The 14,949-nt window shown below is 66.2% G+C and carries 8 protein-coding genes; 6 read left to right on the top strand and 2 right to left on the bottom strand.

Annotated elements, in window-relative coordinates; translation table 11 throughout:
- Window positions 1–306: 306 nt before the first annotated feature.
- From AB0N05_RS22565 to AB0N05_RS22545, 5 genes are all read left to right on the top strand, one after another.
- Window positions 307–966, top strand: a complete 660-nt coding sequence (locus AB0N05_RS22565; RefSeq protein WP_364697482.1) for an MspA family porin — start codon at window positions 307–309, stop codon at window positions 964–966.
- Between the two features lie 122 nt (window positions 967–1,088).
- Entirely contained in the window at window positions 1,089–5,057 is a 3,969-nt protein-coding gene (locus AB0N05_RS22560; protein WP_364697480.1) for a WD40 repeat domain-containing protein, read from the top strand.
- A gap of 45 nt (window positions 5,058–5,102) precedes the next feature.
- On the top strand, window positions 5,103–9,074 hold the full coding sequence (locus AB0N05_RS22555; protein WP_364697477.1) for a hypothetical protein: 3,972 nt from the start codon (window positions 5,103–5,105) through the stop codon (window positions 9,072–9,074).
- A 79-nt stretch (window positions 9,075–9,153) separates the two neighbouring features.
- Window positions 9,154–10,839, top strand: coding sequence for a PspC domain-containing protein (locus AB0N05_RS22550; RefSeq protein WP_364697474.1), 1,686 nt, complete (start codon window positions 9,154–9,156; stop codon window positions 10,837–10,839).
- On the top strand, window positions 10,832–11,032 hold the full coding sequence (locus AB0N05_RS22545; protein WP_364697471.1) for a hypothetical protein: 201 nt from the start codon (window positions 10,832–10,834) through the stop codon (window positions 11,030–11,032). The genes AB0N05_RS22550 and AB0N05_RS22545 overlap by 8 nt, the downstream gene beginning before the upstream one ends.
- Before the next feature lie 71 nt (window positions 11,033–11,103).
- Here the strand turns inward: AB0N05_RS22545 and guaA are convergent, their stop codons facing one another.
- Window positions 11,104–12,663: a glutamine-hydrolyzing GMP synthase gene (gene guaA / locus AB0N05_RS22540; protein WP_364697468.1), complete on the bottom strand. Its 1,560-nt coding sequence runs from the start codon at window positions 12,661–12,663 to the stop codon at window positions 11,104–11,106.
- 119 nt (window positions 12,664–12,782) lie between these two features.
- Between guaA and AB0N05_RS22535 the strand changes: the two genes are divergently transcribed.
- Entirely contained in the window at window positions 12,783–13,607 is an 825-nt protein-coding gene (locus tag AB0N05_RS22535; protein ID WP_364697465.1) for an alpha/beta hydrolase, read from the top strand.
- Window positions 13,608–13,781: 174 nt separating this feature from the next.
- Here AB0N05_RS22535 and AB0N05_RS22530 read toward each other — a convergent pair whose 3' ends face one another.
- Window positions 13,782–14,915, bottom strand: coding sequence for a GuaB3 family IMP dehydrogenase-related protein (locus AB0N05_RS22530; protein WP_364697462.1), 1,134 nt, complete (start codon window positions 14,913–14,915; stop codon window positions 13,782–13,784).
- Window positions 14,916–14,949 lie beyond the last annotated feature (34 nt).

Here is a 14,949-nt window from a genome sequence, read left to right as displayed (position 1 = left end):
ACGCGCCGCCCGCCGGACCGGATGCACCGCCATTCCGGGACTGGTCACCGCCCGACCGGACCGGATAACCGGAGCAAACCCCTCCCACCTGCTGTTTTCCGGTGATCGACCCCGCAATCGACTCGGCCGGACCCCCATCCGATCCATAACTTCTTTCTCGGGACCAGCGAGTCCCACACCAGGACACCGACTCCCGCAAGGGATCGAGTCCGATCGGAACCGGCCCACGGGGGGACCGGTTCCAGGGGCCGCAAGCCCCACCGCGACCACTACCGCAGCGGTTCGCACCAGTTTCGGGGAGACATCATGACCATCAAGACCGCTTTCGCCGCCGCCCTCACCGCGACGGGCCTGCTCTTCGGCGCGGGGACGGGGACCCTGGCACACGCCGACGCATTGGCTCCACATGAGAAGACCGTCACCGCACCCAATGGAATGACCGTCACCGTCGGACATCTCGACAATGCGGTCCGCCCGGTATCGTCGATGAACTTCATGCCGACCACGCGGCAGGCTTACCTGGACAACACGTCCTACGGACGCGTCGTCGGCGGCAACGGCAAACTGCATTCCGGCTTCTTCGTCGCTTGCGCGGTCGATCTGGACGTCAAGTTCACCATCACCGCGACAGCGGGCATCGATGTGGACCTGTCCGCAGGCGTGAGCGCAGGCATGACCGGAGTGACGCCGAGCGCGAGCGCCTCGATCTCGCCCGAGATCGGCGGCCATATCGGGGTGAACCTGTCGCTCGCGCCCGGCAAGATCGTGGATGTCAAACTCCCGACCGAGCTCAGCGACAAGGAACTGCCGGCGGGCAATACCGGCTACCTCATCGACCGCGACTACCACCTGTACGTGGAGAACTGCGCCGGTCCGCTGACGGTGCAGGCCTACACCGTCATCGAAGCCTCCTCACCCGAAGCAAATGTCGCGGAGTACGTCATGGGCGACCCGTACACGCTGTGACACACCACGACGAGGAGCGCCGGCGCGGCCTCGAACCGCGCCGCCGCTTCGCCAATCTCCGCTTCCGACCGCTAAATTGGCGTCATGCTCGTGGGGGACGTTCGAAAACCGGGTGGACCGCGATGACCGGGGAAACCGCCGATACGCAGACCCGTTCGCCGAGAGCCCTTTTCGCCCAGCGCTTCACCGAACTCTATGAAGCAGCAGGCAATCCGACCCTCCGACGTGTAGCCAATGCCGCCGAAGCCCGCATGCGCGCCGCCCAAGGCACCCGCCCCGGCGGCGCATCCGCCCAGCGCATCAGCGACTGGAAAGCGGGCCGAAATGTCCCCGCCCGCTTCGAATCCCTTCTCCCGGTGGTCCTCACCCTCATCGACCTGACCCGCAAATCCGGCACCCAGCTCCCCCGCCTCCTCTCCGATCCCAAGGAATGGCAACGCCTCTGGCGCTCGGCCACCACCTGGAACCCGGAAGCGGACGACGAAGCCGCATGCCCCTACCTGGGCCTCACCCCCTACCGCCACGAAAACCGCGACCTCTTCTTCGGCCGCACCCGAGCCACCACCGAACTCACCGCCCTGGTCCGCGCCGCCACCGGCGTAGTCGCCGTCATAGGCGCATCCGGAGCAGGCAAATCCTCTTTGCTCGCAGCGGGTCTCACCCCCGCCCTGGCCGACTGGGAAGTCACCGCCCTCACTCCCGGCACCCACCCACTCGACGCACTACTCGCGGCAACCACACCCGCCGCCCCAGAGAGTTCCGCACCTGATGCGGACGCACTCGCCCCACGCGCCGACGGCCCACGCCGCCTACTGATCATCGACCAGTTCGAAGAACTGTTCACCACCTGCCGCGACGAAAACGAACGCGAAGCTTTCCTCACCGCCCTGGACGATTACGCCACTCGCACAGATGATCCCATCTCCGTAGTAATCGCCCTACGAGCCGACTTCTACGCCCACTGCCTCAACTACCTGATCCTCCAAACGGCCCTGGAACAACACAGCTTCCTACTCGGCCCGATGCGCATGGACGAACTCGCCCAAGCCATCTCCGGCCCAGCACGCGCCGCCGGTCTAGAACTCGAGCCCGGCCTCGAAGAGCTGGTAATCACCGAATTATGCGGCGCCGGAGACCATCACGGTCGCCGCAGCTACGACCCCGGCGCCCTCCCCCTCCTCTCCCACGTCATGGCCGCCACCTGGCAACACCGCGAAGGCCGCAAACTCACCGTCACGGGCTACCGCAAATCCGGCGGCGTGGTCGGCTCCGTCACCGAAACCGCGGAATACGCCTGGAACGAACTCACCGACCCACAACGTCACGCCGCCAAAGCCATCCTGCTGGGACTCGTTGCGGTAAGCCAGGATTCCCAAGACACCCGCCGCCCAGCCCAACGCCCAGACCTCCTACACCGAGCCACCAACCCCGAAGACGCCACCGCCGCACTGGAACTCCTCTCCAGAACCCGCCTCATCACCCTCGACTCCGAATCCGTAACCCTCACCCACGAAATCGTCCTCACCGCCTGGCCCCGCCTACGCAACTGGATCGACGAAGACCGAGTCGGCTACCTCGTCCGTCAACGCCTGGAATCCGATGCCGCCGAATGGGCTGCCCAGGAACGAGATCCATCCCTCCTCTATCGCGGCACCCGGCTACAGAACGCCGAGGACAACGCCGAACCCCCACCGGTAGGCGAGCTGGCCCGAGCCTTCCTCACCGCCTCCACCAAAGCCCGCACCCAAACCCGCCGCCGCTCCACCCGATTCAAATCGGCGCTCGCCCTACTGGGCGTAGTCCTGCTGGTCCTCGGTTTCGCCGTCTACACCCAAAACCGCCTGGCCAGCCAACAACGGGACGACAAGAACTTCGCGGCCGTCATGGCAGCAGCCGACCGCCTCGTGAGCAAGGACCCGTCTGTCGCAGCGCAGTTGTACTTGATCGCCCACCGCCTGCACCCAGATGACACCGAAGTCCGAACCCGGCTGCTGCAAACCCAGAATCTGCCGCTGATGACCCTGACACCCGCGAATAAAGAGAAAATCACGGAGATCCAGTACCGGCCGAGTGGCGATGTGCTGGCTACGGTCACTGCGGGCGGCGATGATTACTTCCTCCGGCTATGGGACGCCACGGATCCTCAGCATCCACGACAGCTGGGCCGGGAGATTGCAGACGTCAGGAATGTCGCGTTCAGTCCCGACAGCAAATTGATGATCACTTCCAGCTATAGCCACGATCCGCAGCTATGGGACGTGACCACTCCCGCCGAACCCCGCCGTGTGGGCACGCTACCGCCGATCGGAGGTAATCGCTCCGTCCATGCGGTTTTCGTCGGTGATGGCCGCACCGTCGCCGCATATTCGCCGATTCACCTCACGCTGTGGAACATCAGTGACCCCGCCGCACCGATCCCCGGACCGGCGATGCCACTGCAGTCCACCCGAGATCCCGCAACGCCGATCACCGTCGGCGGAGAGTCGTTGGCGTACAGCCCAACCGGACAGATTCTGGCTACCGGCAGTCTTTTCGACCGCACTGGAACAGTCCAGCTCTGGGATGTCGGCAGCCAGGCCATGCCCGTCCGGATCGGCGAATTCCAGCCCACCACCGCAGGTGTCGGGCAGCTCGCGTTCAGTCCCGATGGGACGATCCTGGCCGTCGTCGGCGATATCCCCAAATCCGGTACGGACACAGTCGAATCGACTCTGCGCTTGTGGAATATCACCGACCGCGCGCACCCGCGACCGGTCGCAACGATCACGGACTCCGACAACAAGGGCGTGTACGGACTGGCGTTCAGCCCAGACGGACAGACGTTGGCGACTTCCGGGAGTCAAGCGGGTTCGTTCTGGAATGTGACCGATCCTGCACAGCCCGCCCGGATACCGAACCATTTGTCGACAGGCGAGAGCACCTGCCAATACAACGGGGTCTCGGACACCTGCGACTACACCTTCCAAGCCGTCGCGTTCGCGCCCGACGGGCGCACCCTCGCAGCCGGCGATCTCGCCGGGGATATCCAAATATGGTCGCCACCACCGGCTCGCCTGACCGGGCACGCCGCGACGGTGAGCGACGCAGTGTTCGATGCCGCTGGCGACATGATGGTGACATCCGATATCGATGGACTGATCGTGGTCTGGGATGTCCGAACCCCTGCCGCACCGAAGCGAATCGGCGATTACCAGCTGCCGCACGGCTATTACTCCATGAGCCTGGCACCCGATGGCCGCACCCTGTTGGCCACGAACAGCTTGCCCTCCGCAGTATCGCAGCTCGACCTGTCGGATCCCGCGCACATCGGGCCGCCCATCACCTGGCCGCTGTCTGCGGACGAACAATTCGAGAAAGTCGCCATCAGCCCCGATTGGCGGCGCGCGGTCGTATTGCAAGGCGGATACCCGCAACTCTGGGATCTTTCCGAGCACGGAAACCCCTCCCCGATCGCCCCCCGCACGTCGACCTCACCGCATTTCGAAACGGTGGACTTCGACGCGACCGGCCGCACCCTGCTGCTGTCACGGCACTCGTTGGCCGGGGACTTCATCGTCGCCCGCTGGGATATCAGCGACCCTCTACACCCCAGACAACTCGACGATCTGTTCCGTCAGCCCTCCCACAGCGGCGATTCCCTGGCCTTTACACCCGACCATCGGACACTCGTCGTCCTGAACTCCGACTCGCTACAGAGCTGGGATATCAGCAATCCGGAAAGGCCGGTCCGGCTGGGCGATCCAGTCATGGAGCACCCGGGCACGGGGCTCTCCGTCGACTTCACCGCCAACGCCCGAACCATGGTGACCAGCGCCGTGGGCGGCACCGTTCAACTATGGGACTTCACCAACCCGGCCAAGCCCCAACGCATCGGCGGCTCACTGTCCGGGTCCGGAAATACCATGCGCACCCGCTTTCACCCGTCCGGCCGATACCTGGCCGCAACCGCTGTCGGCGGTTCCCTCCTGCTCTGGGATCTCGACGAACAGCACGCCATCACCCGTATCTGCGCCGTCACCGGCACAATGTGGACCCCCGAACTCTGGCAGTACTACCTCCCTCAACTCCCCTACAACCCACCTTGCGACTGACCTATCAAATCGCCAATTCCCCGTCCCAGACGATAAATTGACCGCATGCTCGCGGGGGATCAATCGAACGACGAACCATCGGTGACGGCTGCGGACGTCGACGACGACCAAACCCTGTCGCCACGAGCACTTTTCACCCAGCGCTTCGCTGAACTCTATGAAGCAGCGGGCAATCCGACCCTCCGCCGGGTAGCCACCGCAGCAGAGGCCCGCATGCGTGCGGCCCAGGGCAATCGTCCCGGTGGTGCGTCCGCCCAGCGCATCAGCGATTGGAAGGCGGGGCGAAATGTCCCGGCCCGCTTCGAATCCCTACTGCCCGTGGTACTCACCCTCATCGAGCTGTCCCGCAAAACCGGGAACCAGCTCTCTCGGCAGCTCACGGACCCCAGGGAATGGCAACGCCTCTGGCTCGCCGCCACCACCTGGAACCCCGACGAGGACAACGAAGCCGCCTGTCCCTACCTGGGCCTCACCCCCTACCGCCGCGAGAACCGGAACCTGTACTTCGGCCGCACCCGCCCCACCGCCGAGCTAACCGATCTGGTGCGCGAGACCACCGGCATGATCGTCGTCCTCGGCGCCTCCGGAGCAGGCAAGTCGTCCTTGCTGGCCGCGGGACTCACTCCCGCACTGACAGATTGGGAGATCACGGCCCTCACCCCGGGTGCCCACCCGCTAACCGCCCTGAACGCGGCACCCGCACTCACCCCGCGCCCGACCGGTCCGCGCCGACTACTCATCGTGGACCAGTTCGAGGAGCTGTTCACCACCTGTGACAGCGAACGCGAGCGCGAAGATTTCCTCGCCGCACTGGATGCCTGCGCCACCCGCACCGACGATCCGATCGCCGTGGTGGTCGCCCTGCGCGCCGACTTCTATGCCCACTGCCTGAACTACCTGGTCCTGCAACACGCGCTCGAACAGCGCAGCTACCTGCTGGGCCCCATGCAGCCAGACGAACTGGCACAAGCCATCTCCGGCCCCGCCCGAGCCGCCGGCCTGGAACTCGAACCCGGCCTAGAAGACCTGGTAATCACCGAATTATGCGGTGCCGGAGACCATCACGGCCGCCCCACCTACGACCCGGGCGCCCTCCCCCTCCTCTCCCACGTCATGGCCGCCACCTGGCAACACCGAGAAGGCCGCAAACTCACTATCGCTGGATACCGCAAAGTAGGCGGCGTAGTCGGCTCGGTCGCCGAAACCGCCGAACACGCCTGGAACGAACTGTCCTCCAACCAGCAAACCGCCGCCAAGGACATCCTGCTCGGACTCGTTGCGGTGAGCCAGGATTCAAGCGACGCCCGCCGCCGAGTGCAACGCTCCGAGCTGCTGCGCCAAGTCTCCGACCCCGAAGATGCCACCACCGCACTGGAACTCCTCTCCCGCACCAGACTCATCACCCTCGACGCCGAGGCAGTCACCCTCACTCACGAAATCGTCCTCACCGCCTGGCCCCGCCTACGCGGCTGGATCGACGAAGACCGAGTCGGCTACCTCGTCCGCCAGCGCTTGGAAATGGATGCCGCCGAATGGGCTGCCCAAGAACGAGATTCATCCCTCCTCTACCGCGGCACCCGCCTACAGAACGTCCTGAACCACGTCGACCCGCCACCCGTCGGCCCACTCGCGCACGAATTCCTCACCGCGTCAACCGCATCCCGCGACCACACCCGTCGCCGCTCCTCCCGCACCAAGGTGGCACTGGCACTACTGAGCGTGATCCTGCTCGTCCTGGGTTTCTACGCGTACACCGCAATGAGCCTGGCCGACCAGCGCCGCGACGACAAGAATTTCGCCGCAGTCCTGGCGCAGGCCGATCAACTGGAACAAGTGGACACATCGCTTGCGGCACAACTGAATCTGATCGCCTGGCGGATGCGTCCGAATGATCCGGAGGTCCGCTCCAGACTGCTGCGAACGCAGACCACACCGCTGGCCACCGCTGTTCCCGCGCATTCGCAGGGAGTAGATACACTTCAGTACCTTCCCGGCAGCCAGACGCTCGCATCCCTGTCCTTCGACGAAGGTCTACGGCTGTGGGATACCAGTGAGGCGCAGCATCCGCGACCGCTGGGGCCGCAGATCGACGGCGTCGGCGACGTGGCGTTCAGCCCGGACGGCAAGGTCATGGCCACCACCAGCGTGAAGGCTGGGCCACAAGAGATCACGCTGTGGGATGTCACGGTGCTGTCCGCGCCGCGCCCGATCACCACCTTGCCCGGCGTGGGTCCTTCAGTGATCGCCCGGGTGGCGTTCGCTCCGAGCGGGCGCACGCTGGCGGTCATCCTGGACAACCGGCTGATGCTATGGAACATCGATAATCCGGCCGCACCGGCCTTGGGGCCGATCCGGGAGTTTCAAGGCGAGAAAACGACCGTCGGCCAGGTCGTGTTCAGTCCGAATGGACGACTGCTCGCATTCCTCCTGCACGGTGCCCAACTCGCGAAGTCCTCCATCCAAATATGGGGACTCGATGATCCAGCCAACCCCACCCTGCTGGTCCCCGTTCTCGGCGATGCCGCGACCGTGAGCTCTCGCAGCCTCACCTTCAGCCCCGACAGCACGCTCCTCGCCGTCGGCTACGGTGACGGCTCCTTGCACGCGACCGGCAATAACAATGCCACCGTGCAGTTGTGGGATGTCACCGACCCGATCCATGCCCGCATTGTCACCACCTTCGATGCCGGTTTCAGCAGTATCTGGGCGATAACCTTCGCCCCGGACGGGCACAGCCTCGCAGTGGGCGGCAGCGACGGCGCGGCGATATGGAACGTGACCGATCCGGCCTATCCAAACAAGCAGGTCGAGCAGTTGCCGGTACGTCCGGGAACCTGTCACTACAACGACGGCGTAACCATCCCGTGCCACGGCGGCCCCAGCGCGCTGGCCTTCGCCAACGACGGGAGCACCCTCGCCGCTGGCGGCTTCAGCGGTGACCTGCACATGTGGTCACTGCCTCCAGCCATCCTCACCGGGCATGCGGGCTGGGCGGGCGCCCCGGTCTTCGACTCGACCGGCACCCGCATGGTCACCAGGTCCAGCGACGGCCGAATCGAGGTGTGGGACTTGCGGAACCCGCAGACTCCCACCCGGCTCGGCGAGTATCGGACCGAACCCACGCTCGGGTCCATCACTCTGTCCCCGGATGGCAACACCGTGCTGATCAACTCCCTCCTGACCGCGCGGCATCAACTGCTGGACCTCTCCGATCCGACGCGCATCCGGCCGCTCACCGACTGGCCACTGCCAGGGTCGGCAAACGGCGCGCTGACGGTCAGCCCCGATTGGCGGCGACTGGCCAGCGTGGCTCGCGACGGCATGGTGCACCTGTGGGATCTGTCCGATCGTGCCCGGCCGACGCCCATCGGAATCCAGCTGCCGACGGAATCGAATCTCACCCGGCCTCAATTCCTCCAGGACGGCAACACCTTGACCCTGCAAATCACCCGCACGGGAGACAAGAAAACCGAAACGTCGGTCGTGCAATGGGATGTCACCGATCCATCCCGGCCACGCCAGGTGGCCGAACTGCTACGGAGTTCGCAGAGCAGCTACCCCATCCAGTTCACGCCCGACCGCCGCACCATGGTCGTTGCAACGCAGGAGAATATCCAGAGCTGGGACATCAGCGATCCCACCAAGCCCGTCCGATTGGGTGAGCCGTTCGCCGCGCATGTGCTGGATGTCCGCGGGATCGCGTTCAGCGCGGATTCCCAAACCATGCTGACAAATAGTTCCGACGGCTCAGTACAGCTGTGGAACTTCTCCGATCGGGCGCATCCCAAGAAGACTCGCGGCACCCTCGATGAATCCGGTGAGGCGAGTTGGACAGTCACCCTCGCCCCCGGCGACAAGCAGGTGGCCGCCGGCGGCCGCAACGGCGCGATTCGCCTGTGGGACTTGGACGAACAGCATGCCATCGACCGGATCTGCTCGGTCACCGGGAAATTCTGGACCGAGGAGTTGTGGCAGCGGTATCTGCCGGAGTTGAAGTACAACCCACCCTGCGGGTGAGCTCCGACCGGCATTTCAGGTGGGTTTTCAGGGTTCCCCCCGATGCGCGTGAGCAGGCCGGACCGCCACGATGGGAGCCATGACGAGAACGAGCGATCGGTCCAAGGGCACCGGGCGTGCCGGGTTCGCGGATCAGATTCACGATATGTGGCGCACCCGGCCGGTGCGGCTGCCCCAGCAGGGACCGATCGCGGGCGTCGCCGCCGGATTCGGCCGCCGCTACGGCGTGGACCCGGTGCTGATTCGGGTGGCGTTCGTGGTGTCGGCCTTGTTCGGCGGGGCGGGAATCGTGCTCTATCTGCTGGGTTGGCTGCTGCTCAATCAGCAGGGTGATCAGAGTTCGGCGGCGGAATCGCTGCTGGGCCGGGGTCACAGCTCGCAGCCCTCGTCCAAGACCATTGTGCTGATGGTGGCGTTGGGGATCGCCGTGAGCACGGTGGGGCCTGTCGGGGTGGGTCTCGGCGGGTCCGGCGCGATCAGCTTCGCGCTCATGCTGGCGGGCTGGTGGCTGCTGCATCAGCGGCAGCCGGAACCGCCCGCGGGCTATCTGGATCCGGCCGCGGACAGCGTGCTCAACAGCGCGTATCCGAGCGCCAACAACCCTTTCTGGACCGGGTATCCGGGCACCAACGCCCCGTATGAGACCTACGGTCCCTACACCCAGCTCCCCGATCACTATGAGCCCGACCCGAACCAGCAGCAGGCCGCCGAGGCTCCGACGGAAGTCCTGAACAAGGTTGAATTTGTTCCGGTCCAGGATGTTTCGAAGGCCGACGATGCTCCGAAGGCCGACGCCGATCCTTCGGCGGATTCCGAAACGGTGGTGCTGCGCAAACCTGAGGCGGCCGAGCAAGATTCAACGGGTCAACCGGAGGTCCAGGCCGCCAACCAGCAGCCCGGCACCGATTCCGAAACCGTTGTGCTGCACAAGGATGCGCCACAGGACGCGACTCCGGTCCCGCTCGACAAGGGCGATAAGGATACGGTTGAAGACGGCCCACAACTGGCCGAACCCCGTACCCTGCACCGTATTCCGTCCTCGGAACGCACCTACACCGGTTACGGCCCCGCCCCCCTCTCCCCCGATTTCGGCCCCACCCCGCCCGGCTGGGACCCCTTCGGCGTGGCCCCGCTGGCCTGGGATCTGCCCGAGCCCAACAACGCATCCGCTCAACAGCCCGTGCAGGCTCCCCCGCGCCGACCGCGCTCCCGCCTCACCCCGGTGGTGATCGGCCTGGCACTCCTGGCCGCCGCGGCCGCAGGTTCGGTGGCGGCCTCCGGCGTGGAGTGGATGACCCCGGCCCGAATCGGCGCGGCCGCCCTCGCGGTGGTGGCGCTCGGCCTGATCGTCGGCGCGTTCCTGCGCCGAGGCCACGGCCTCATGGTGCTGCTGGCCCCGCTCGCCGGTTTCGTCATCCTGGCCTCACTGATCGGCCCGATCGAATTCGACAAGGGCGCGATGGGCGATCAATCCTGGACCGCCGTCTCGGCGGCCGACCTGCGACCGGAGTACCACGTGTCCATGGGCTCGGCCACGCTCGACCTGAGCAAACTGCAACTGACCGAGGACCGCACGGTCGCGGTCTCGGTGAGCATGGGCGACGCCCGCGTAGTGCTCCCGCCGAACATGCGAGTCAACACCACCTGCCATGTGAACATGGGTGATTCGAACTGCGTGAGCGGCATGACGGGCTCGGGCACCGGCCCGGTCCTCAACTTGAATGTCAAAGTGACAATGGGAAATGCGGAGGTGAATCGTGGCTGAGAACAAGACCCGTCGTCCGTCGTTCTCGTTGCTCCTGGCCGGTGTGCTGGCCCTACTGGTGAGCGTCTGGGCCTTCATCGGCCCGCATTCGTGGCCGGTATCGGGCGGCCTCTCGCTCGGCTGGATCGTGGTGATCGCCGCCATCGTGGTGGGAATCGTGCTCGTACTGTCCCCACGCAAACACAAGGAATAGCGCTCCGGCACAACGGGAAAGGGCCCTCGATCCACCGGGATCGAGGGCCCTTCTCGCGTATACCTACGCGCTCACTCCCATTCGATGGTCCCCGGCGGCTTGCTCGTCACGTCGAGCACCACGCGGTTGACCTCCGCCACCTCGTTGGTGATGCGGGTGGAGATGCGTTCCAGCACCTCGTAAGGCAGGCGAGTCCAGTCGGCCGTCATGGCATCCTCACTGGACACCGGTCGCAGCACGATCGGATGCCCGTAGGTGCGGCCGTCGCCCTGCACGCCGACGCTGCGGACATCGGCCAGCAGCACGACCGGGCACTGCCAGATCGTCTTGTCCAGTCCGGCGGCCGTAAGCTCCTCGCGCGCAATGGCATCGGCCTGACGCAGCAGCTCGAGCCGGTCGAAGGTCACCTCGCCGATAATGCGGATGGCCAGGCCCGGACCGGGGAACGGCTGCCGCGCGACGATTTCCTCGGGCAGGCCGAGCTCGCGGCCGACGGCGCGCACCTCATCCTTGAACAGCAGTCGCAGCGGTTCGACGAGCGCGAACTCGAGGTCATCGGGCAGGCCGCCGACATTGTGGTGGCTCTTGATATTCGCGGTGCCCGCACCGCCACCGGATTCGACGACATCCGGGTACAGGGTGCCCTGCACCAGGTATTCGACCTTGGCCTCGCCCTGTTCGGCGACGACCTCGGCGACCGCGTCCTCGAAGGAGCGGATGAACTCGCGGCCGATGATCTTGCGCTTCTCTTCGGGGTCGGTGACACCCTTCAGCTCGCCCAGGAACTTGTCGACCGCGTCCACGGTGACCAGCTTCGCGCCGGTGGAGGCGACGAAATCGCGCTGCACCTGCTCGCGCTCGCCCGCCCGCAGCAGACCGTGATCGACGAACACACAGGTCAGCTTGTCGCCGATGGCGCGCTGCACCAGGGCCGCCGCCACCGCGGAGTCGACGCCGCCGGACAGGCCGCAGATGGCGTGCCCGTCACCGACCTGCTCACGCACCTGCTTGATCAGCGCGTCGGCGATATTGGAGGCGGTCCAGGCCGCGGGAATCCCGGCAATCTCGTGCAGGAAGCGGCTCAGCACCTGCTGGCCGTGCGGCGAGTGCAGCACTTCGGGGTGGTACTGGACACCGGCGAGCCGACGCTCCAGATTCTCGAAGGCCGCGACCGGCGCACCGGCGGAGGTACCGGTGACCTCGAACCCGGCGGGCGCGTCGGTGACCGCGTCACCGTGGCTCATCCACACGGGCTGTCGGGTCGGCAGGCCGCCGTGCAGCACGCCGCCGTCGACACTGATTTCGGTGCGCCCGTACTCGCGAGTCCCGGTGTGCGCCACGGTCCCGCCGAGCGCCTGCGCCATGGCCTGGAATCCGTAGCAGATGCCGAAGACCGGCACGTCCAGGTCGAACAGCCGCGCGTCCAGCTGCGGCGCGCCCTCGGCGTACACGCTGCTGGGACCACCGGAGAGAATCACCGCGAGGGGGTTCTTCTCGGCGATCTCCTCGATGGTGGCGGTATGCGGAACCACCTCGGAGTAGACGCTGGCCTCGCGCACCCGGCGCGCGATCAACTGCGCGTACTGCGCACCGAAGTCGACAACAAGGACTGGTCGCTGGGTATCTGCCACCCGCCCAGTCTAGTGAGAGACATGGAACACCCTTGCCCCGGGCAACACACCGACACACTGTGTGGCGGTGGGTTACAAAGCTCCTTTGTTTGTCAGAGGCTCTGGCTATCCTCTAACTCGTGCCATTCGCCCGTGCGATCGATGCCGAAGTCCATTACGAGGACAGTGGGGGCGACGGGCCGGTGGTGTTGCTCGGACACGAATTCCTCATGGATCGAACGATGTTCGCATCGCAGCAGGCGGCGTTGACGCCGGAGTTCCGGCTGATTTCCTGGGATGCGCGCGGGCACGGCCGAACTCGTGACGAGGGGTTGCCGTTCACCTACTGGACCTGTGCCCGCGATGCCCTGACCGTCATGGATCAACTCTGTGTGGAGCGCGCCGTGGTGGGCGGCATCGCGCAGGGCGGCTTCATCGCGCTACGCACCGCGTTGCTCGCGCCCGAACGGGTTTCGGCGCTCATCCTGATCAGCAGCGAGGCCCACGAGCCCACCGTCGGCGAGCTCGACAATGCCCGCCGCTTCCTCGACAAGTGGACCGAGGACAAGCCCCGCCACGCCCTGGCCGAACATCTAGCCCGCTGGCTCATCGGCGACGACGACTGGTATCGCGCCGTCTGGGTGAAGCGCTGGCTGGCCCGCGACCCGCACGCCACCGAGATCGCCGCCGGAGCCCTCCTGTCCCGCGACTCGATCCTGGACCGACTACCCGAGATCACCTGTCCCGCACTGGTAATCCACCCCACCCGCAGCGGAGTCCCCCGCTCCCACGCCCGCGAGCTGGCCGACCGCCTCCCCGACGCCCGCTACGTGGAAATCGAGGGTGCCCGCCAAACGGCGAACATGACCCACCCCGTAGCCGTCAACGCCGCTATTCGCGAATTCCTCAGGGACCGAGCGATGCCGCCGCTGCGGGACTTGAGCGCACAGCCCAGGAGTCGTTGACCGCCTCGCCCGCGTGGCAACGGTCGACTGCCGAACCGATTCCGGTGGTGCCGACGAGTTGTCCGGCTCCGCGCGAAATCGGTTGTCACCTTTGCGAACACCGGGTTCTACCTCCCGAAACGTCTCGCGCCCCCGTCGCAGCTAGCGACGGGGGCGCGAGGCGTTCGTAGGTTCTCAGCCGCGAACGTTGAGCCCGACCTTCTGGAATTCCTTGAGGTCGCAGTAGCCCGACTTGGCCATCGAACGACGCAGGCCGCCAACCAGATTCAGCGAGCCGAACGGATCGTTGGAGGGGCCGTTGAGGACCTGCTCCAGCGGGACGCGCTCCTCGTCGATGGCGTACGGCAGGACCGCGCCGCGCGGGACGGACGGGTGCGCGGCGGCCGAAGGCCAGTACCAGCCCGCGCCCGGGGCCTCCTGGGCGAGGGTCAGCGGCACGCCCAGCATGACGGCGTCCGCACCGCAGGCGATGGCCTTGGCGATATGACCGGAGGTGAGCGCCTCCCCGTCCGCGATGACGTGCACATAGCGCCCGCCGGTCTCGTCCAGGTAGTCGCGGCGCGCGGCGGCGGCGTCGGCAATGGCGGTGGCCATCGGCACGGCGATGCCGAGCACCTCATTGGTGGTGGTCGCGCCCTGCATGGAGCCGTAGCCGACGATGACGCCCGCCGCGCCGGTGCGCATGAGGTGCAGCGCGGTGCGGTGATCGCTCACGCCGCCCGCGACGACCGGCACATCCAGTTCGGCGATGAAGGTCTTGAGGTTCAGCGGCTCACCGTCGCCGACATGCTCGGCGGAGATGATGGTGCCGTGCACGACCAGCAGGTCGATGCCCGCGGCAACCAAGGCCGGGGTGAGCGCCCGCGCGTTCTGCGGCGAAACCCGCACGGCGGTGGTGACTCCGGCGGCCCGCACCTCCGCGACCGCGGCCGCGAGCAGATCCGCCTTCATCGGCGCGGCGTGCAGCTCCTGAAGCAGTGCGACAGCGGCCTCCACGCCCTCCTTCTCGGCGACGTCGGCCAGCTGCTTGATCTTGGCGTCCACATCGGCGTGCCGGGCCCATAGCCCCTCGCCATTGATGACGCCCAGACCGCCGGCCTTACCGAGTTCGATGGCGAACTTCGGCGACACCAGCGCATCGGTGGGATGGGCCAGGAACGGGATCTCGAACCGGTAGGCGTCCAGCTGCCAAGCCACGGAAACCTGCTTGGACGAACGGGTCCGCCGCGACGGAACGATGTCGATATCGTCCAGTTCGTAGGTGCGCCGGGCGGTCCGGCCCATGCCGATCTCGACGAGGTCGCGCATCGTCAGTCAATCCTCTCGGAAACGTTGGCTCTAC

Origin of the sequence: Nocardia sp. NPDC051030 (assembly GCF_040683015.1) — a bacterium.
GTDB lineage: Bacteria > Actinomycetota > Actinomycetes > Mycobacteriales > Mycobacteriaceae > Nocardia.
The sequence above is the reverse complement of the archived record's forward strand: the minus strand, read 5'-3'. Positions and strand labels throughout refer to the sequence as shown.

Excerpts from the sequence above, each read along its gene's own strand:
- AB0N05_RS22565 (WP_364697482.1), top strand. The coding sequence starts at position 307 with ATGACCATCAAGACCGCTTTCGCCGCCGCCCTCACCGCGACGGGCCTG.
- AB0N05_RS22560 (WP_364697480.1), top strand. The coding sequence starts at position 1,089 with ATGACCGGGGAAACCGCCGATACGCAGACCCGTTCGCCGAGAGCCCTT.
- AB0N05_RS22555 (WP_364697477.1), top strand. The coding sequence starts at position 5,103 with ATGCTCGCGGGGGATCAATCGAACGACGAACCATCGGTGACGGCTGCG.
- AB0N05_RS22550 (WP_364697474.1), top strand. The coding sequence starts at position 9,154 with ATGACGAGAACGAGCGATCGGTCCAAGGGCACCGGGCGTGCCGGGTTC.
- AB0N05_RS22530 (WP_364697462.1), bottom strand. The coding sequence starts at position 14,915 with ATGCGCGACCTCGTCGAGATCGGCATGGGCCGGACCGCCCGGCGCACC.